Raw genomic sequence first — 18,623 nt, forward strand, 5'->3', positions numbered from 1 at the left:
CCGCCTCAATTAGCGCGCGTTTCGGCGGCGTTACTTTGCAGAAGGATGGGGAAAGAGCAGCCAGAAGCTCGTCCGGCGCCGGCCGGAGTTTACGCCGCAGCGCCCCTGGTGCAGTTGCATAATGCTGCGCACGATAGACAGACCCAGCCCGCTGCTGTTTCTGGAGGCGTGGCGGGCGCTATCGGCGCGCCAGAAGCGATCGAACAGCCGCTCCTGCTGCTCCGGCGAAATCGCCTCGCCGCGGTTGGTGACGCTAAGCAGTACGCCATCGGGCTGGGTCTGCGCTTCAACCTGTACTTCGCTACCGCTGTCGGCGTAGCGAATCGCGTTATCGAGCAGATTGGCGACGGCCCGCCGCAGCAGGTCAGCATCGGCGGTGATTTTTCCGCTGGCCGAAAAGCGCAGGGCGATCTGCCGCTCTTCCGCCGGACCTTCAAAATATTCCGCCAGCGGACGTAGAACCTCATCCAGCGACAGCGGCGCTTTGTTAATCGCCTGGCTGGCATTTTCCGCCCGGGCGAGGAACAACATTTTGTCGATCATGGTGGACAGGCGCACCAGCTCTTCAAAATTGGAGCCCAGCAGCGCGGTGTAATAGGCTTCGGTGCGTTTTTGCGTCAGCGCGATTTCGGTCTGCCCCAGCAGATTGCCGATGGGCGTGCGCAGATCGTGGGCCATATCCGCGCTGACCTGGCTGAGCTGCTGAAAGCTGTTTTCCAGCCTGTCCAGCATCTGATTAAAGGCGCTGATAAGCGGCCGTAGTTCCGCCGGAGGGTTGCGCAGCGTGATGCGCCTGCCCAGGTGGCGTACGTCAATCGTCGACGTTTCTCTGGCCAGACGCTGCAAAGGCCGCAGGCTGCGCCGGGCGAACAGGGCGCTGAGCACTATCACTACCAGCGCCGCGCACAGGGTGATCAGCGCGATCTGGCGAAGGTAGTTGGCCTGGATTTGCGTCCGCTCGGTCATCAGCCTGCCGGTAATAATTTCCAGCTGGCGTGAGGGAGAATGGCCGGTAATCGCCAGAGCGGAAGCCGAGATAAAGGGCACGCCGTTTGGCGTCTGCTGGTGATGCACGTCCTGCGGGACGATTGGCCGGCTGGCGGTTACCGGCTCGATGTCCGGCAGCGGACGCCTGCCCGGATTGACCTCAATCAGCGCAGGCTGGCCGGGGAAACGCAGCACCAGCAGCGATTCGGTATTGCCCAGCATGTTGGTAAACAAATGGGGCTTTTCGCGGATCATCTGCTGGACATCCTCGTTAAGCACCAGCGTGCGGATTTGGTCCAGGCGGTTGGTTAAGGCGATGTCGTCGCGGATGCTGAGCTGCTGGCAGAGAGAGCGGTAGAGCGCGGTACCGACGCCGAACAACACCACCAGAACCGCAGCCCCTATCATCAGTGATAATCGGGTGCTGATTGCCAGGCTTCTCATTCCTGCTCCTCGCAGCAGTAGCCCACGCCGTGCACGGTATGAATCAGCGGAAAGTCAAAGGGCGCATCTACCTTTTGCCGCAGACGGCGCACCGCCACATCCACCACGTTGGTGTCGCTATCAAAATTCATGTCCCACACCCGCGAGGCGATCAGGGTGCGGGTCAATACCTGGCCGGAGTTGAGCATAAAGAGCTGTAGCAGGTTGAATTCTTTGTTGGTGAGGTCCAGGCGTACGCCGGCGCGCTCTACCCGCCGCGTCGTGATGTTGAGGCGCAAATCGCCGACCGTCAGCTGCTCTTCGCGCTTAGCCTGTCCGCCGCGGCGCAGGGCGGTGCGGATGCGCGCCAGCAGCTCGGCAAACGAGAAGGGCTTGACCAGATAGTCATCTGCGCCGAGTTCCAGCCCCTTGATTTTGTCCTCGACGGTGCCTTTGGCGGTGAGGAAGATCACCGGGGTGTCAAACTGCTCATCCAGCTGCGCCATCACTTCCCAGCCGTTCATCCGGGGCATCATCACGTCCAGCAGGATGAGATCGTAATGGTGTTCCTGGGCCATAAACAGCCCCTCCTGACCGTTTGCGGCAACATCGACCACATAGCCGGACTCAGTCAGGCCGCTGCGCATGTACTCACGCGCTTTGGGTTCGTCTTCTATCACCAATATTTTCACTATGGCTCCTGAACGCGTTTCCCCGCGCAGCGGCAGTGACTCACTTCTGCGCGCCGTTGGCCGCCTGCTCAATCAGCGCGGCGACCTCTTTGGGATGAGACTGAAAAACGGAATGGCTACCGTCAACTTCCACGGTATGGCTCTTAGCACGTTTGGCGTACATGCGTTCCAGATCGGGGTTAATGATTTTGTCCGCTTTTGCCACCATATACCAGCTCGGTTTGGTTCGCCACGCGGCTTGCGTTACCACGGCGCCAAGCGAGGTCGGCGAGGTGGGGATTTGCGACTGCGCGCCAAACTGAGCCCAATCGCGCGGCAGGTCGGCGGCAAAATCCCCCGGGAAATACTGCGGATCGAGCATGACGTAGCCGTCAGCGGTTTTGATAAAAGGGTGCGCGGTATTGGGGTATTTTTTGCTGACTTCCGCCCGGTTCTCTCCGGCATCCAGCGCGTGGGCGGCGATATAAACCAGCCCGGCCACCTTAGGATCGTTACCGGCCTGGGTAATAATCGCGCCGCCGTAGCTGTGTCCGACCAGAATGACCGGACCATCCTGGCGATCCAGAATACGCCGGGTGGCGGCGACATCTTCGGCAAACGAGGTCAGCGGTTCCTGCACCAGCGTGACCTTGTAGCCGTCGCGGCTCAGAATGTCATAGACCGGCTTCCACCCGGAGCCATCAACAAAGGCGCCGTGTACCAGCACGATATTTTTCACCGGCGCGGCCTCGGCCGCGCGGCTGACGCCGCCAATCATCAGGGCCGCGGCGACAAGACTCACTACTGCTTTGCGTTTTATTTTCATGCTCATTCTCTCCTCAACGGGGGTTGTTCTCGATGTGGGAGTGAGTGTAGCGAGGGGGTTCTGACAGGAGGGTGAGCCAGTTATGACAAAAAAATGACGGACCGGGAGCCAGGAGGCGTGACGATACGGCGGGTTACGTCCGGGAGCGGGCCTTCGGCGTATAGCCTAACTCCCGGCGGAAGGCGTCGGTAAAGGCGCTCTGCGACGTATAGCCGACCCTGTTCGCGATGCTGGCGATCGTCGGATCGCCGCGCATGGCGACCTCAGCGTTCGCTGATCCCAACCAGAAACAGGTTTACCAAATGCGCGATGCGCGATGGCGGCGATTCATCCTGCTCCGCTGCCAGAGAGATCGCCGTGACGACATACACCAGATCGTCAAAGGTCACATCGTGACGCAGGATCCCGGCTTCCTGCCCGCGGCGGAGCAGGCGCTGACCCTCTTCGGTTATCGCATGGCAACCGGGCGTACCGCTTTGCAGAACCGTGCCAAGCGAGGCGGCAAGGCTGCGATAGATATTGGTGTTGGTCACGAGCTCTTCAAGATAGAGGCGTACCGCGCTACCCGGATCGACCTCGGCATCCCGGGCGCGGCTGGTCTCCGCCAGAGACAGAAAGCGCTCGCTGCAGGCGGCTGCCAGAAGGGCTTCACGGGTCGGGAAGCGCCGATACAGCGTACCGATACCGACCCCCGCACGTTTAGCCACGTCTTCCAGCGAGACGCTGGCCCCTTTGGTCAGAAATACCTCTTCGGCGGCGGCAAGAATCCGCTCGCGGTTTCTCTGCGCGTCAGCGCGCAGTATGGATTCGTCGTTCAATTTTTTCTCTCCCCCTTTGACAAGTGGAGGATACCTCCGTATTTTAAGTGGAGCAATACTCCACTTATTGATTGAGAGGGCGATGAAATGACGAAGCGGTTTGAGAACAAGGTTGTGGTCATCACCGGCGGCAGCGACGGTATTGGCCTGGAGACGGCGAAACAGTTCGCCGCTGAAGGTGCCCACGTGTATATCACCGGGCGTCGGCAGGAGCATCTCGATGCCGCCGTGCAGGAGATTGGCAACGGCGCGGTGGGCGTGCAGGGGGATGTCGCTATTCCCGCCGATCTCGATCGTCTCTACGCGCGGATCGGGCATGACCACAGCAGGGTGGACGTTGTCTTTGCCAATGCGGGGATTGCCGAAACGCAACCGCTGGGGGCGATCGACGAAGCCCATTTCGACCGAATGTTTGCTGTGAATGTCAAAGGATTACTTTTCACCGTGCAGAAGGCGCTCCCGCTGATGAGTGCGGGGGGCGCGATCGTCCTCAATGGATCGGTCGCCGGCAGCAAAGGCTTTGCCGGCCAGTCGCTGTACAACGCGAGCAAGGCCGCGGTTCGCTCGTTAGCACGAACCTGGACCAATGACCTGAAAGAGCAGGGTATTCGTGTGAACGTCGTCGCGCCGGGAGGCACGGAAACACCTCTGATGCGTGGCTATCTTGACGCGCGTCCTGGATTTGAAGATATGCTGAATCAGCTTGTTCCGCTCGGCAGGCTGGGGCGGCCGGACGAAGTGGCGAAGGCCGTGCTGTTCCTGGCATCCAGCGAGAGCAGCTTCATCGCCGGCAATGAGCTGTTTGTCGATGGCGGCAGCGTCGCCGTTTAGCCGCCTCGCTGCCTGGGGCAGAGCCATTCCGCCCGGCGGCGGGGAGAGCTCTGCCATCTCCCGGGACAAAAGCGCGGTGGACAATCCGCGCTTTTTTTTATGGCACGCTATCTCTAAATTTTATCCCCACAGGGGCGCGTTTACGCACTCCGGACGGCAATACACTTTATTTCGACCAGCAGGCCCGGATGCGCCAGGTTCGTCACCTCTACACAGGTCCATGCGCTTCTGCCGCGCGGAAAAAGGCTGTCCTTCACGCGGCGAAAGGTACTCATATGTTCCGCCATATCAACGTGATAAGTGGTCATCTCCACCACGTCGTCAAAGCTGCAGCCCGCTTCGTTGAGCACTAATTCCAGGTTACGCCAGCAGGCAATAAACTGCTGTTGCGGGTCGGTAATCACCTCAAGCTCGGCCGTGCGGCCCACCTGCCCGGCGCAATAGAGGGTGTTGCCGACCAGCACGGCGGGCACGTAGCCGGTGCGTTCAGAGAGCGCCCGCATGGCGGCGGGGATAATGAATTTTCTTTCAGTCATGACGTATTTAATCCTTCGTTGTGCAGCCAGGCGGCTTGCGTTTGTCCTTCCGCCGCTGCTAGTATAGGAACCAATCGGTTTATAATCTAAGCCTCCTGTTTGGGTTTATCAATGAAAAATCTGTCTGGTATCGGGCGTCCGCGAGAGTTTGAGCTGGAAGAGGCCGCCCGCGATGCAATGAACGTTTTTTGGGATCTCGGCTATGAGGCGGCCTCGCTGCCGGATTTGATCGCCGGTACCGGCTTATCGCGCGGTAGCCTTTACAAAGCGTTCGGCGATAAAAAGGGGCTGCTGCTGGCCGCGCTGGATCTGTACACCGCCGACGGGCTGAAGGCGACGGCGGATATTCTGTCCCAACCCGGATCGGTAGCCGAAGCGATCCGCGCTTCGCTGCTGCGCTATGCCGCGCTTTCATCGGGCGAGAAGGGGCGACGCGGCTGCCTGGTGGTGTCATTGACCACCGAAATGGCCGCGCGCGATGAGCAGGTGGCCGAGCGAACCGGGCGCATGTTCCGGCGGTTGCAGCAGCTGTATGCCGCGGCGATCGTGCGCGGTCAGATCGGTGGCGAGCTGCCCGAGTGCGATGAGCAGGCGGCGGCGCGTTTTCTGGTTTGTCAGATTGAAGGTATGCGGGTGCTGGGCAAAACCGGCGCGCGCGAAGAAGATATGCACGCCGTGGTTGATTGCACGATGCGGGTTATCGAGGGTTAAATTTTTATCTTATTTGGGACTGATTGGTTCCATTTTGGAGGCCGTATATGTCCCACATAGATCCTGACTCAGCCGAGCCTCATCGTTGGGCGATGTTTATCGTCCTGCTGGTGGGCGCTTTTTTACCGCCGCTTGATTTTTTTATCGTGAACGTGGCGCTGCCTTCAATTCAGGGGGAGCTCGGGACCTCAGCTTCGGCTGAGCAGTTTGTCATATCGTCCTATGCCGGATTTTATGCCGTTACGCTGATCACCGGCGGGCGGCTGGGGGATCTGTTTGGGCGCGGGCGGATGTTTTTTACCGGATTGATTGGCTTTGCCGCGGCATCGGCGCTGTGTGGTTTTGCCTGGTCGCCCGGGGCGCTGATCGCCGGCCGCGTGTTGCAGGGGATCGCCGCCGCGATTATGGCTCCGCAGGCGCTGGCGTCGATTCAGGCTATTTTCCCGGAAGCGGAAAAATCGCGCGCGTTGGGCCTTTATGGGGCGGTATTCGGCCTGGCGTCGGTCGTCGGCCAGGCGCTGGGCGGCATTCTGATCTCTTTAAATCTCTTTGATAGCGGCTGGCGGGCCATTTTCCTCGTCAACCTGCCGATCGCGCTACTGGTCATCCTGTTCGGCATTCCGCTGATAAAAGAGACGCGCGCACCGCAGGCCCGCAGGTTAGACATGGGCGGGATGACGCTCTCAGTCATCACCCTGGGGCTGCTTATCGTACCGCTGATCGAAGGCCGGGAGGCGGGCTGGCCGTGGTGGTCCTGGCTGGCGCTATCACTCACGCCGGTCGCTGCCTGTCTGTTCTGGCGCTATGAAAACCGGCTTGCGCGCAGGGGCGGCGATCCCCTTATCGACCCGATGATTTTTCGCGAGCCGGGCATGGGGCTTTCCCTGCTGCTGGCGCTGCTGTTCTATTCGATTGGCGTCTTTTTCCTGCTGTTCTCGATCTATTTGCAGAGCGCTCTGCAGCAAAGCGTACTGCGGGCAGGGCTGATCTTTTTGCCGTTCGGCGCCGGTTTTTTGCTGGGGCCGCTGTCAACGCCGTTTGGCCGACGGATTGCAGGCGCCTATGTCAATCCCATCGGGATGGGGCTGGAAGCGCTGGGTCTGCTGGGGTTCGCCGGACTGATGATGACGACGGCGGACGGTATCCCGCCGGCCGCCGTCCCCCTGTCAGCGGCGCTTTTCATCATCGGCTTCGGCCAGGGGCTGGCGCTCCCGACGCTGATGCACATTATTACCGGCCGCGTTGCGCCGGCCTATGCCGGGATGATTGCCGGCTTGGTCAGCTCGACCCTACAGCTGAGCACAGCCCTTAGCGTGGCGGTTATTGGCGGCATTTTTTATGCCGTACTGGGTTCACGCAGCGATCCTGCCGCGATTACCCATGCCTTTATCGTCGCCGTCCTGTGCATCGCCAGCTGTCTGGCGGCCGGGGCAGGGTTAAGTATCAGGCTGGCCCGAAAGTCTGCGGTTGGGCTGAAGGTCCTTAAATCGAACGTATGAGCCGCTCAACCCGCGCTGAGGCCAACGCGGCTATTTCAAATCCCTTTAACAGAAGAGCATTATGAATACAGAGAATACGCAGGTTGTTATCTACGTCAGCTATCAGGGCAGCGCGCAGGATCGTTTCGATCGGCAATACTATGTTAACGGCCATCTTCCGCTGGTGATGGACCTCTGGGGAAAATATGGTTTGCTCAGCGTGGCCGCTTTCTTCCCGATGCGGGAGGAACCGGGAACTCTTGCCATTTGTGAATGTATTTTCCGCGATGAGGCGGCGGTGGCCGCGGTATTTTCTTCGCCGGAAGTCGCCGAAGTGATGGCGGACGTGCCGCTGTTTACCGATATCCACCCCGTGCGCATGCGCGCTCGTCCGCTTTGATTACGTAAATAGGCCACCTGCAGAGCAGGTGGCGTTAATCTTATTGCGTTTCCGGGAATCAGATGCCGGGACGACAGGCCTCACCAATCAAATTCGATCGCAATTTTACCGAAATGCCCGCCTTGCGACATCAGCTCATAGGCCTGCGCGAGCTCGTTGAGGGTGAATTTGCGGTCGATGACCGGCTCGATGCGGTGTGCTGCGATCGCCGCCACCGCAGCGGCCAGATCGGCCACCGACCCACCGTTGGCGCCCTGAACGCGCACCTCCTTGAAGATCACTGACAGCAGGTCCAGCGGAGTCGAGCCACCGCCGAGAAAACCGATCGCTGCTACCGTGCCGCCGTGGCGCACGGCGGATACCGAGCGGTTAAAGGCTTCCCCTCCGACGGGATCGATAACTAAGTCCGCGCCCACGCCGCCGGTTCGCTGCTGGATAAATACGTCCCATGCGGCGTCCTTGCGGTAGTTGAACACCTCATCGGCACCTAGTTCACGGGCTCGCCTCAGCTTTTCCTCGGAGGAGGAGGTGATGATGACTCTGGCCCCGCGGGCCTTGGCCAGCTGCAGAGCGAATATTGACACCCCACCTGTACCCAGCAGAGCTACGGTCGATGCGGGTCCAATATGCGCCGCCTCCAGAGCCCGCCATGCGGTCATCGCGGCGACGGGCAGCGTACCCGCCGCTTCCCAACTTAAGTAATCAGGGATCTTTACAACGCCAGCCGCGTCGAGTTCGGCGATTTCAACCAGCGAACCGGGGAGGGTCGCTCCGCGCATGGGGTTGGCCAGCTCGGCGCTGGAGCGGCCGGCAATCCAGCGCGCCTTAACGTGGACGGCGACGCGATCCCCCACTTTGACCTGCCAGACATCCTCCCCGATAGCCACGACTTCACCCGCGCCATCGGCAAGCGGAATAATGGGATAAGGCGCACCGGGATATTGGCCGGAGGCCACGGCCAGATCGGCGAAATTAATACTGCCAGCCTTCATCCGTACCAGGATGCGCCCTTTGGTCGGGGGGACGGGGTCGGGACGCTCTCCATACTGGAATGCATCTCGTGAAGGGGCTGTGATTTCAATGTATTTCATCGGGGTTACTCCGTGGGGAAAAACCCACTGTACATTGCTGCATTTATATTTAGAATTGATAGGACTTACACTTCATCCGTGCGATATATGCAGCAATCATTCTTTTCTAATTTGAACGAACTGGCGGCATTTGTGGCGCTGGCTGATACGGGGTCTTTCGCCGCGGCCGGTCGGCAACTCGGACGCGATTCGACGGCTATTTCTCGCCGCCTGAGTGCGATGGAGGCGAGAATGGGGATCAGACTGGCGGAGCGAAGCACGCGTAAGGTTGTCCTCACGGAAGCGGGCCGCAGCTACCTGGAGCGTATTCGTCCGCTGCTGTATGAGCTGCAGGCCGCCGGAGGGGAGGCGGCTGCCTTTGCCGATGGCGAAGCCCGCGGGCATTTACGCGTCACCCTGCCGGGAAACTTTGGCCGCCTGTGGCTGACGCCGCTCATCCTGGAGTTTCTGCGCGCGCATCCTCAGGTAACCGTGGAAGTGGATACCAGTAACCGATTCGTCGATCTTATCGGCGAGCGTTTTGATCTCGCTATTCGGCTGGGAGAGCTCCCCGACTCGCGCCTGGTTGCGCGCAAAGTAGCCGAGCGGCGCCGATTAATCTGCGCATCACCGGCGTTTATTGCCCGGCATCCGACTATCCGGGTACCGCAGGACCTGACGAACGTGCCGTGCTTATGCTTCACCGGCCGGCACGATCCTTACAAATGGAGCTTCAGCAAACCAAACGGAGGAGCCTCTGGCGTCGCGGTGACCGGCCCCCTTGCTTCGGACGATGCCGAGCTATTGGTCGAGGCGGCCGTCAGCGGCATGGGGGTTTTATATACTTCTGACTGGTATGCCTCCCGTGAACTGGCAGCGGGGCGGCTTGTTGAGATCCTGCCTGACTGGACCCTACTCGACCGAGGTGCGGTGTATGTGGTTACCCCCGCAGCCGCGGGTACGCCCTCGAAAACTCGCGCCTTTTCTGATTGGATCGCGGAGAGATTGAAGCCGCCACCTTGGGCCGTGTTACCGAAGGTTGCCTCCTGACCATCCCGTCACGCTGAGTTCGCACGATCGCGGCGCGGGGGGATAATTTAGCGGGTTATGATAAAGCCCTGACGGCTCCTTCAGGGCTTTTTAATTGGGCGCTTCGGCAGGGGGCCGTATGCCAGGTGCAGGCCGCAGGGGGTGAGGATCGAGGCCAGCGCCACTCGGTCAATTTATTTGATGCATTATGTTAAACAAACGATATTTATTCTCATCAGCGAATGCGTAAAGTAGATCTAAACCTCGGCAGGTGCTGATTGACGGCACCGTGGTCAATGCCAGCCTGCGGATAATTTCCCTGCAAACCAGGATGAATACGTCATGAAAAAGATTGGATTTTTGTCATTTGGTCACTGGACGCCGTCGGCGCAGTCCGCAACCCGTTCGGCCGCTGACGCGCTGCTGCAATCCATCGACCTGGCCGTTGCCGCCGAAGAGCTGGGCGCGGACGGCGCCTATTTCCGGGTGCACCATTTTGCCCGCCAGCTCAGCTCGCCGTTTCCTCTCCTGGCCGCGATAGGCGCGAAAACCCGCAGCATTGAAATCGGCACGGGCGTTATCGATATGCGCTATGAAAATCCGCTGTATATGGCCGAGGACGCGGGGGCGGCGGATTTGATCTCCGGCGGCCGCCTGCAGCTTGGTATCAGCCGCGGCTCTCCGGAGCAGGTGGTCGACGGCTGGCGTCATTTTGGCTATGTGCCTTCCGCCGGGGAAAACGAAGCAGACATGGCGCGCCGTCATACCGAAGTGCTGCTGGACGTACTACGAGGCGAAGGTTTTGCCAAACCGAATCCGCAGCCTATGTTTCCTAACCCGCCGGGCCTGCTACGCCCCGAGCCCTATGCTGAAGGGCTGCGCGAGCGTATCTGGTGGGGGGCGGGCTCGAACGCGACCGCGGTATGGGCGGCGAAGCTGGGCATGAACCTGCAAAGCTCGACGTTGAAAGATGACGAAACGGGCGAGCCTTTCCATATTCAGCAGGCGAAACAGATCCGGGCCTACCGCGAGGCCTGGGCGCAGGCGGGACATTCCCGCACGCCGCGCGTCTCGGTCAGCCGCAGTATTTTTGCCCTGATGGACGACCGCGATCGGATGTATTTCGGTTCCGGCCGCGATGACGGCGATACGATCGGCTTACTGGATGAGAAAACGCGCGCGATTTTCGGCCGCAGCTATGCCGCAGAGCCGGACAGGCTTATCGAGCTGCTGAAACAGGACGAAGCCATCGCCGAAGCGGACACCTTATTACTGACCGTGCCGAATCAGCTGGGCGTGGATTACAACGCGCACGTTATCGAGTCGATCCTCAAACACGTTGCGCCGGCGCTGGGCTGGCGCAGCTAATTGGCTGTAAGGCAAAACGCTCCGCAGGCATTGCGCCATGCGGGGCGTTAATCATCGATACGTTGAACGCACGACCCTACGGGTGCGTTTGCGGCTGTAGCTGATAGATCCATGCGCACAGGCGCCGACCATCGGCCGTCGTCACCTCAACTTCCACCCGGTCGTAGCCCTCTTCAAATTCATCCAGCATTGGCCAGCACTCCGCCAGCTTCGCGGACAAAAACAGATAACCCTGGACCTGCGGCCCGTTTTTACTCAGGACGATCCCCGGAAAATCAGCGGCAGCGCCCCAGCCGCGTTCGTAAAACGTGCCGGTCACCGCGCCTGGCAGCCACTCTCCGCCGATGTTTTCCAGAATATGGGCATTAGCGTGGCCCGGGCGCAGCGTGCCGTAGACAAATAAGCGTTCCATTATCCCTCATTAAGCAAAGTGATGAATTCCCCAACGGGCAGGGGACATCGCTTATACTGGCGGAATCATCACGCTTTTTAAAGCGCCGGGATAGTGCTTCAGCCTGGTCAGCGACCCGCCGGTGTGAATAAAAGGACGTCACAGGAACCGTTCTGATACTCTGACATGCTTTGTTTGCCGGACGGTCAACGGAGCGGATGGATATCAATAAATAAAAAACGAGCGCATCTGGCGAGCAGGCTGCGTTCAATATTTCCCGGATTATCGCCCTGCCGTTGGCGGCTGGCGTGGCGGGCTAAAATGTTATGTCGATCGCGTTTATTATTATTGCGCTTAAAAAACATTTCCACCTTAAGGTTATTTTAAGCTTCTTTTATCCCGTAATTTAAAATAAGAATAATCAAACAAGCCGCTTATTAAACAGAGTGTTTTTAACTGTTTTGTTTTGATGGTAATTGTTTTCATTATCATTCTTATTTCTCTGTGCTTTAATCCTTTTCGCTCTGCTTTGGTTGCCCTTTTTCTTCTATTACTAAGGATTAGCATATGAATTTCCGCCTCTCATCCTGTTACTCTGCGGCGTTGGTCGCGTCGGCAATGTTCCTTGCGCCTCAGGCTCTGGCTGCAGATAGCAGCGAAGGTATTGTTATTTATAATGCGCAGCATGAAAACCTGGTTAAGTCGTGGGTTGACGGGTTTACCAAAGAGACCGGTATTAAAGTGACCTTACGTAACGGCGGAGACAGCGAGCTGGGCAACCAGCTGGTGCAGGAAGGGGCGGCATCTCCGGCCGACGTCTTCCTGACCGAAAACTCTCCGTCGATGGTGCTGGTTGATAACGCCAGGCTGTTTGCCCCCCTGGAGGCCGATACCCTGAAGCAGGTGGCGCCAGAGTATCGCCCGGAGCACGGGCGCTGGGTTGGTATCGCCGCACGCAGCACCGTGTTCGTCTATAACCCGCAAAAAATCAGCGAATCTCAGCTGCCGAACTCGCTGATGGACCTGGCAAAACCGGAGTGGAAAGGGCGCTGGGCGGCCTCTCCGTCAGGGGCCGATTTCCAGGCTATCGTTAGCGCGATGCTGGCGCTGAAAGGCGAGAAGGCGACCCTCGACTGGCTCAAAGCAATGAAGGCCAACTTTGTGGCCTATAAAGGCAACAGCACGGTGATGAAGGCGGTCAACGCGGGCCAGATTGATGGGGGCGTGATCTACCACTACTACCGCTTTGTCGATCAGGCTAAAACCGGCGAAAACAGCAAAAACACCAGGCTCTATTACTTCAAGCATCAGGACCCGGGCGCGTTTGTCAGCATTTCCGGCGGTGGCGTACTGGCATCCAGCAAGCATCCGCAGCAGGCCCAGGCCTTTATCAGGTGGATCACCGGCAAGCAGGGCCAGGACGAGCTACGCACCAACAATGCGTTTGAATATGCCGTTGGCGTCAACGCGGCCTCCAATCCGAAGCTGACGCCGCTGCGCGAGCTGGATGCGCCAAAAGTTGAGCCTTCCTCACTGAACGGTAAAAAGGTCATCGATCTGATGACGCAGGCCGGTCTGCTGTAATCCCTGGCTGAAGTGAAAAATTTATGTCTGGTCTGAGTCTTATACTCGGAAAAAAAGTTGGACGCCTGCCTGAGCGCAGGCGTCCTGCGTTTCCGATGATGGCATTAGCCGTCCTGTTTTCATTACTTGCGCTGCTGCCGCCCGGTTTTGTCATTGCTGTTGGCATTGAAACCGGCTGGGAGACCATTAAAACGCTGGTATTTCGCCCGCGGGTTGGCGAATTGCTCAACAACACGCTGTGGCTGACCGCGCTGACGATCCCGCTGTGCATTACGCTCGGGGTGATGGTGGCATGGCTGACGGAGCGCACGACGCTGGCGGGTCGCGGGATATGGTCGGCGCTGGCCGTTGCGCCGCTGGCCATTCCGGCATTTGTGCAAAGCTATGCCTGGGTCAGCGCCGTTCCGTCGATGCACGGCCTCTCCTCCGGCGTCTTTCTCTCGGTCTTAGCCTACTACCCGTTTATCTATATGCCGGTTGCGGCGGTGCTCAAACGTCTTGACCCGACGCTTGAGGACGTGGCCGCATCGCTCGGGACGCCGCCCTGGAGGGTCTTTTTCAGCGTGGTATTCCCCCAGCTGAAGCTGGCGATTTGCGGCGGGGCGCTGCTGGTAGCCCTTCATCTGCTGGCGGAGTACGGTCTGTTCGTGATGATCCGCTTCGATACCTTTACTACCGCGATTTATGACCAGTTTCAGTCCACTTTCAGCGGCCCGGCCGCGAACATGCTGGCCGGCGTCCTCGCGCTGTGCTGCCTGGCGATTTTACTGCTGGAGGGCGCAACGCGCGGTAAGGCCCGCTACGCGAGGATTGGTGCGGGGGCCGCACGCGAACAGAAGCGGCGGACGCTGAAAACGCCGGCCACCCTTGCCGCGCAGCTGCTGCTTTTTATGCTGGTGCTTCTCGCGCTCGGCGTGCCGCTGATTGTCCTCTGCCGCTGGCTATGGCTGGGGGGAGTGGCAAACTGGTACCACGCCGATCTCTGGCTCTCGCTGCGCCAGACGCTGATGACCGGCGCCGCCGGCGCCCTGTTGACCACCGCCTGCGCTATCCCCATCGCGTGGCTGGGCGTTCGCTATCCGCACCGCGTGTTCCGCCTGCTGGAAGGGTGCAACTATATAACCAGCTCGCTGCCGGGTATCGTCACGGCGCTGGCGCTGGTGACGGTCACTATCCACTACGCGCGGCCGGTCTATCAAACGGAAGTCACTCTGTTTCTTGCCTATCTGCTGATGTTTATGCCCAGAGCGCTGATCAATCTGCGCGCCGGGATTGCCCAGGCGCCGGTGGAGCTGGAAAACGTCGCGCGCAGCCTGGGGCGAACTCCTGCCCGGGCGCTCTGGAGCGTCACCATGCGCCTCGCGGCACCCGGCGCCGCCGCCGGCGCGGCGCTGGTCTTCCTCGGCGTGAGCAACGAGCTGACCGCCACGCTGCTGCTTTCGCCGCTGGGTACCCGCACGCTGGCAACCGGCTTCTGGGCGCTCACCAGCGAGATTGACTACGTGGCCGCCGCGCCCTACGCGATGCTAATGATTCTGATCTCGCTGCCGCTAACCGGCATTCTTTATGTACAGTCGAAAAAAATGGCAGGTTTGTAATATGCTGGAACTCACCTCGCTCTCTAAATCTTTTGCCGATGCCCTGGTGCTGGATAATCTCAATCTGACGGTGGCTCCCGGCAGCCGTACGGCGATCGTCGGGCCTTCAGGGTCCGGAAAAACCACCTTGCTGCGCATTCTTGCCGGCTTTGAAACGCCGGATGCCGGTCGTATCGTTATGCTGGGAAAAACGCTGTACGGCGAAGGGGTTTTTATTCCCGCTCACCAGCGTGGTATCGGCTTTGTGCCGCAGGAGGGGGCGCTTTTCCCCCATCTTAACGTGGCGGACAATATTGCCTGGGGTCTGGACGATACCCGCCGGGAGAAGCGGCGTAAGGTAGAGGCGCTGATGGAGATGGTCTCTCTGGACCCTCAGCTGGCGACCCACTGGCCGCACGAAATTTCCGGCGGCCAGCAGCAGCGCGTGGCCTTAGCCAGGGCTCTGGCGCAGCGTCCCGCGCTGATGCTGCTGGATGAGCCTTTCTCGGCCCTCGATACCGGACTTCGCGCCGCCACCCGCAGAGCTACCGCAGATTTGCTGGCGCAGAGCGGCGTGGCGTCCATCCTTGTAACCCACGATCGGAACGAAGCGCTCTCTTTCGCCAGCCAGGTGGCGGTGATGCGCGAGGGGCGTTTCACTCAGGTCGGCAGCCCTTTTGCGGTTTACTCCCGGCCGGTTGATGAGGCGACCGGGCTGTTTCTTGGCGACGCGCTGGTGCTTCCCGCCCGGCTCAGCGCCGGCCGCGCGGAGTGCGTCATTGGCGAGGTGCTCACCGATGATGACCATGCTGCGGGGAGCGGCCGGATTATGCTGCGCCCGGAGCAGCTGATTGTTACCGTCTGCCAGGCGCATGAAAGCGCCATGACGATCGTTGACGTCGATTTTTGCGGACATCTCTCCACCCTGAGCCTGGCAGCCCCGGGGATGGCGGAACCGCTGATCCTGAAAACCGTTAGCCAGGCAGGCTGGACGATGGGCGCCGCGGTGCGTATAGCGGTCGCCGGGAAGGCGCGGGTATTTATGCATTAAAATAATGATACCTCTTTTGTCGATGATTGTTCTGTCCGGGCGGCTAAATGGCGTGACAGAGTGCTGCATATCTGCTGCCGAATAATGATAACGCGATATTTTCACGGTAAATGCGCCATATTACGCTGCGGTTTCGGGCTATAAAATAGCCGAAGTCCGCAGCCTCACGGCGTATTGATTGCCCTTGAGTTCACGGAATGAATGGATTACTGTAGGGCGGCGCTTATTTATTGCGCGTTCCGTGCGTTCGCCGATAAGCGCAAAATACTAATAAGATAATACTTGCCCGATCCCATTATCAGGGAGGCGGCGCTGTTCGTTTTTACACACAACAAAATCATAATGCGGCTGCTGGAGTTCATATGTGGACTGTGATTGGCATTCTAATTGTGCTGGCTATTATTGGTAACTTAATAAAAAAAAAGGAAACGCCACCTACTAAATCAGGTAGTCAACCGGTTGCGCCGCAGGCGGTGGTCGCAAAGCCAGAGGCGCGCCAGCGAGGGGCCGAGCCGTTCCGCGAGGCGGCGGAACAGCGCAATTCACTATTTAATAACCGCGAAGTAGTTAATAAAGAAAAGCCGACGCTAAGTCGCGAGCCTGATAATGTACCGGTGTCGATTACGATGACCGAGGCGCTGGCTATTATTATGCATGTCGTCGGGTTTAAAGATTATATGCTAACGCGCTACGCGATTACCGGGTTGACCAATCTGGCGCCGGCCTATACATCAGATTTACATTACGCATTTATGCAGCAAATTCCGGGCAAGCCGTTCTATGCCATTCAGCAATTTAACTGGGCGCGGGCGATAGATTTTTCGCAGGTAAAACGCCGGAATATCTCTTCACTGTATCACTTTACTCACCTGGATAATTTGAAAGGGATATTTTCATTAGGCATTATGACGCGCCAGCAAATTGAAAATGCGGGCTACTCTTTTCACTATAATGACGAGCTACGATTGGATGGGGTACGAGATTCAATATCTCTGTCGGTAGGCCATATTAATAATAAAATGCTCTACAAATATTCTCAGGGGTTAAGCCATCGTGAGTGGGTGATTTTGAAGATCAAAAAAGAGCTAATCAGCGGGCCCACTCAGCCCTCATTTGACTTTTCACAGCTGCTCAACCGGGCCGTATTCTGCAGAAGCAACGCGGCATCGAATGCGGTGAAGGCCGTCAGCGTTGAAGAGCGTAAAAAGCATACGGCGTTTCAAACCATGTTTGTCGGGGATAATGACGAGGAGTCCGGGGATCGCCCGTATGATATTCAGGCGGAAATTCTCTATCTTGGCAATATTCCCCCCGGGTTTATCAGTGAAGTTATTTTCTACAGCGCCGATAATATTCCTTTATGGCTACGCGATAGTCCGGTGATAATCACGGTCGATCCTTCTCGTTTTTCTTTCAGGTGAATTTATGGCCGTACGCCCCGTGTTTATCCCGAGAAGCCAGGGGGATACCCTGGTTGATATCGCTAATGTGGAGTTCAGCTGGTCAGCCGGGCTGGCGGTGACGCAAAAGCAGAAATCTATCGCCTCCCTGCACGATAACTATCGGCAACATGCCCCGGGCGCGAAAATTCTTGAGGTATCCAGTAAGTCCACGCAAGCCGTGGGCAGGGAGCTGAGCGCCTTTAATATGGGCGTGCAGAGCAGCGGGGGGCAGTTTATTAGCGTGGAATCGCTATTTCAGTCTTCGAAAGTATTTATTGATAACGGAATTGTGCGCGGCCCTTTTCGCGAACTGATGCGCATGTCGCCGAAAGACGCCAAGCGCGCGGAGCAGCTGAAAACGTCCGGGCGACTGGCGCACTTTTCCTTCCAGCCGAACGAACAGCGCGCAGCCATCATCTGGGCATTAGAACCGAAAACCGCCTTCTATGACTGGCTGTACCTCAATGCGCTCAACCATTCGCCGGTTAAAGAGAGCGTGCTGGATTACCAGGCGTTTACAGATATTGAATTCAACCCGGAAAAATCGGTGAATTGTCAGGCTTACTCCGTGGCGCTGTGGTGCGCCCTGAGCCAGCGTAAGCTGCTGGAGAACGGGATCCCGCCGCGCGACGAATTTATTGCACTGATCGAGAGATTCACGATTTACAACACCAGCGATGGCGATCTGCGCAATATGCGTCTGTTTTAAATTATCAGGAGGCTCTTATGGTCAGGCGACTCCCTGGCACGGTTTTCACCACCGACTCTGCATCAACGGATGCCTTTACCGATATCCCTGCCGAGCGTCGACGGGAGATTCAGGCAGAAGTGCAGCAAGCGTACTTCGACCGCGTTAACGCGGTTAAAAGACAGGTGGATGCGCTGAGCGTCGCGCAGCGGGAAATGTTTCATCGCCAGCTGGCAGAGACGCTGAGGCTGATCTCGGTCGGGGGAACTGAACAATGAGCGAGAATAAAATACTGGCCGCCGTCGCCGAATCGCTGCAAAAAAGCAGCGCCGCGATTAATCAAGCTAATAGCAAAATGGGCGCGCTGGCGCGGGAGTTTCTCTATCGCTCAAAGCTTGAAAGCGAGCTGGCAGGGGAGCTTATTGCTATGGAGGCGGCGCTGAAATCGGTGCAGGAGAGTATCCGCAGGCAGGAGCAGCGCGAGGCGCTGGTGGCGGATTTAGACCCGCAGAGCCGCGAGACGTTTAACGCACTCTTTGCGCAAAACCATGCCCGCTTAAGCGACCTGCTGAAAAACGAAAAATCAGGCCGGTGACGGCAAAAAAAAGCCAGCCAAAAGCTGGCTGGCAAATACTCGGATAGAACTCAATTTTATTGTGGATGTCCAGAATGATTCCTGAGCACCGGTCTGGAGGCTGCGACAGGCAATACCCAGACAGCTGGTCAGGATCGTCACGCTACT

21 protein-coding genes are annotated in these 18,623 nt (G+C 58.4%); 13 read left to right on the forward strand and 8 right to left on the reverse strand.

Translation table 11 applies throughout. The features are described from left to right. Positions 1-30: 30 nt before the first annotated feature. From GO007_RS04425 to GO007_RS04445, 5 genes are all read right to left on the reverse strand, one after another. Positions 31-1,431, reverse strand: coding sequence for a heavy metal sensor histidine kinase (locus GO007_RS04425; RefSeq protein ID WP_095096028.1), 1,401 nt, complete (start codon positions 1,429-1,431; stop codon positions 31-33). After that, positions 1,428-2,102, reverse strand: a complete 675-nt coding sequence (locus tag GO007_RS04430; RefSeq protein ID WP_095096031.1) for a heavy metal response regulator transcription factor — start codon at positions 2,100-2,102, stop codon at positions 1,428-1,430. The genes GO007_RS04425 and GO007_RS04430 overlap by 4 nt, the downstream gene beginning before the upstream one ends. Before the next feature lie 40 nt (positions 2,103-2,142). Further along, complete coding sequence (locus GO007_RS04435) at positions 2,143-2,859, reverse strand: alpha/beta hydrolase (protein ID WP_370525525.1); 717 nt, start codon at positions 2,857-2,859, stop codon at positions 2,143-2,145. A 181-nt stretch (positions 2,860-3,040) separates the two neighbouring features. Further along, complete coding sequence (locus GO007_RS04440; protein WP_198389035.1) at positions 3,041-3,190, reverse strand: helix-turn-helix domain-containing protein; 150 nt, start codon at positions 3,188-3,190, stop codon at positions 3,041-3,043. Then, a complete protein-coding gene (locus GO007_RS04445) occupies positions 3,171-3,725 on the reverse strand; it encodes a TetR/AcrR family transcriptional regulator (RefSeq protein WP_095096040.1) in 555 nt (184 codons plus the stop codon). Before GO007_RS04445 ends, GO007_RS04440 begins: the two co-directional genes overlap by 20 nt. An 87-nt stretch (positions 3,726-3,812) precedes the next feature. Between GO007_RS04445 and GO007_RS04450 the strand changes: the two genes are divergently transcribed. Further along, positions 3,813-4,556 (forward strand): SDR family NAD(P)-dependent oxidoreductase, encoded by a 744-nt coding sequence (locus GO007_RS04450; RefSeq protein WP_095096043.1) that lies wholly within the window; start codon positions 3,813-3,815, stop codon positions 4,554-4,556. A gap of 140 nt (positions 4,557-4,696) precedes the next feature. On the opposite strand, the gene GO007_RS04455 is transcribed toward GO007_RS04450, so the two are convergent. Further along, positions 4,697-5,092: a RidA family protein gene (locus GO007_RS04455; protein ID WP_095096046.1), complete on the reverse strand. Its 396-nt coding sequence runs from the start codon at positions 5,090-5,092 to the stop codon at positions 4,697-4,699. Between the two features lie 111 nt (positions 5,093-5,203). Here GO007_RS04455 and GO007_RS04460 point away from each other — a divergent pair, with 111 nt between their 5' ends. From GO007_RS04460 to GO007_RS04470, 3 genes are all read left to right on the forward strand, one after another. Further along, on the forward strand, positions 5,204-5,803 hold the full coding sequence (locus GO007_RS04460; protein WP_095096049.1) for a TetR/AcrR family transcriptional regulator: 600 nt from the start codon (positions 5,204-5,206) through the stop codon (positions 5,801-5,803). A gap of 47 nt (positions 5,804-5,850) precedes the next feature. Further along, positions 5,851-7,302 carry an MFS transporter gene (locus GO007_RS04465; protein ID WP_095096051.1) on the forward strand — a complete coding sequence of 484 codons (1,452 nt, stop codon included), beginning with the start codon at positions 5,851-5,853 and terminating at the stop codon, positions 7,300-7,302. Positions 7,303-7,363: 61 nt separating this feature from the next. After that, on the forward strand, positions 7,364-7,681 hold the full coding sequence (locus GO007_RS04470; protein WP_095096054.1) for an EthD family reductase: 318 nt from the start codon (positions 7,364-7,366) through the stop codon (positions 7,679-7,681). A gap of 80 nt (positions 7,682-7,761) precedes the next feature. Here the strand turns inward: GO007_RS04470 and GO007_RS04475 are convergent, their stop codons facing one another. Next, entirely contained in the window at positions 7,762-8,772 is a 1,011-nt protein-coding gene (locus tag GO007_RS04475) for a zinc-dependent alcohol dehydrogenase family protein (RefSeq protein WP_095096057.1), read from the reverse strand. An 87-nt stretch (positions 8,773-8,859) separates the two neighbouring features. Here GO007_RS04475 and GO007_RS04480 point away from each other — a divergent pair, with 87 nt between their 5' ends. Both GO007_RS04480 and GO007_RS04485 read left to right on the forward strand, forming a co-directional pair. Next, entirely contained in the window at positions 8,860-9,801 is a 942-nt protein-coding gene (locus tag GO007_RS04480) for a LysR family transcriptional regulator (RefSeq protein WP_095096060.1), read from the forward strand. Positions 9,802-10,122: 321 nt separating this feature from the next. Next, positions 10,123-11,148: an LLM class flavin-dependent oxidoreductase gene (locus tag GO007_RS04485; RefSeq protein WP_095096063.1), complete on the forward strand. Its 1,026-nt coding sequence runs from the start codon at positions 10,123-10,125 to the stop codon at positions 11,146-11,148. Positions 11,149-11,224: 76 nt separating this feature from the next. Here GO007_RS04485 and GO007_RS04490 read toward each other — a convergent pair whose 3' ends face one another. Continuing rightward, positions 11,225-11,560 (reverse strand): gamma-glutamylcyclotransferase family protein, encoded by a 336-nt coding sequence (locus tag GO007_RS04490; RefSeq protein WP_095096065.1) that lies wholly within the window; start codon positions 11,558-11,560, stop codon positions 11,225-11,227. A 546-nt stretch (positions 11,561-12,106) separates the two neighbouring features. Here GO007_RS04490 and GO007_RS04495 point away from each other — a divergent pair. The 7 genes from GO007_RS04495 to GO007_RS04525 all read left to right on the forward strand — a co-directional run bounded on the left by GO007_RS04495 (position 12,107) and on the right by GO007_RS04525 (position 18,476). Next, on the forward strand, positions 12,107-13,123 hold the full coding sequence (locus GO007_RS04495; protein WP_095096068.1) for an iron ABC transporter substrate-binding protein: 1,017 nt from the start codon (positions 12,107-12,109) through the stop codon (positions 13,121-13,123). 23 nt (positions 13,124-13,146) lie between these two features. Continuing rightward, entirely contained in the window at positions 13,147-14,721 is a 1,575-nt protein-coding gene (locus tag GO007_RS04500) for an ABC transporter permease (protein WP_189339819.1), read from the forward strand. Between the two features lies 1 nt (position 14,722). Continuing rightward, positions 14,723-15,751 carry an ABC transporter ATP-binding protein gene (locus tag GO007_RS04505; protein ID WP_095096074.1) on the forward strand — a complete coding sequence of 343 codons (1,029 nt, stop codon included), beginning with the start codon at positions 14,723-14,725 and terminating at the stop codon, positions 15,749-15,751. Between the two features lie 362 nt (positions 15,752-16,113). Continuing rightward, on the forward strand, positions 16,114-17,172 hold the full coding sequence (locus GO007_RS04510; protein WP_095096078.1) for a DarT ssDNA thymidine ADP-ribosyltransferase family protein: 1,059 nt from the start codon (positions 16,114-16,116) through the stop codon (positions 17,170-17,172). A gap of 4 nt (positions 17,173-17,176) precedes the next feature. After that, a complete protein-coding gene (locus GO007_RS04515) occupies positions 17,177-17,902 on the forward strand; it encodes a DarT1-associated NADAR antitoxin family protein (protein ID WP_095096081.1) in 726 nt (241 codons plus the stop codon). 17 nt (positions 17,903-17,919) lie between these two features. Next, positions 17,920-18,159 carry a hypothetical protein gene (locus GO007_RS04520; RefSeq protein WP_095096084.1) on the forward strand — a complete coding sequence of 80 codons (240 nt, stop codon included), beginning with the start codon at positions 17,920-17,922 and terminating at the stop codon, positions 18,157-18,159. Next, entirely contained in the window at positions 18,156-18,476 is a 321-nt protein-coding gene (locus tag GO007_RS04525) for a hypothetical protein (protein ID WP_095096087.1), read from the forward strand. The genes GO007_RS04520 and GO007_RS04525 overlap by 4 nt, the downstream gene beginning before the upstream one ends. Positions 18,477-18,623 lie beyond the last annotated feature (147 nt).

The sequence above is a fragment of the Klebsiella sp. 10-1 genome, from assembly GCF_009758445.1.
Classification (GTDB): domain Bacteria; phylum Pseudomonadota; class Gammaproteobacteria; order Enterobacterales; family Enterobacteriaceae; genus Klebsiella; species Klebsiella scottii.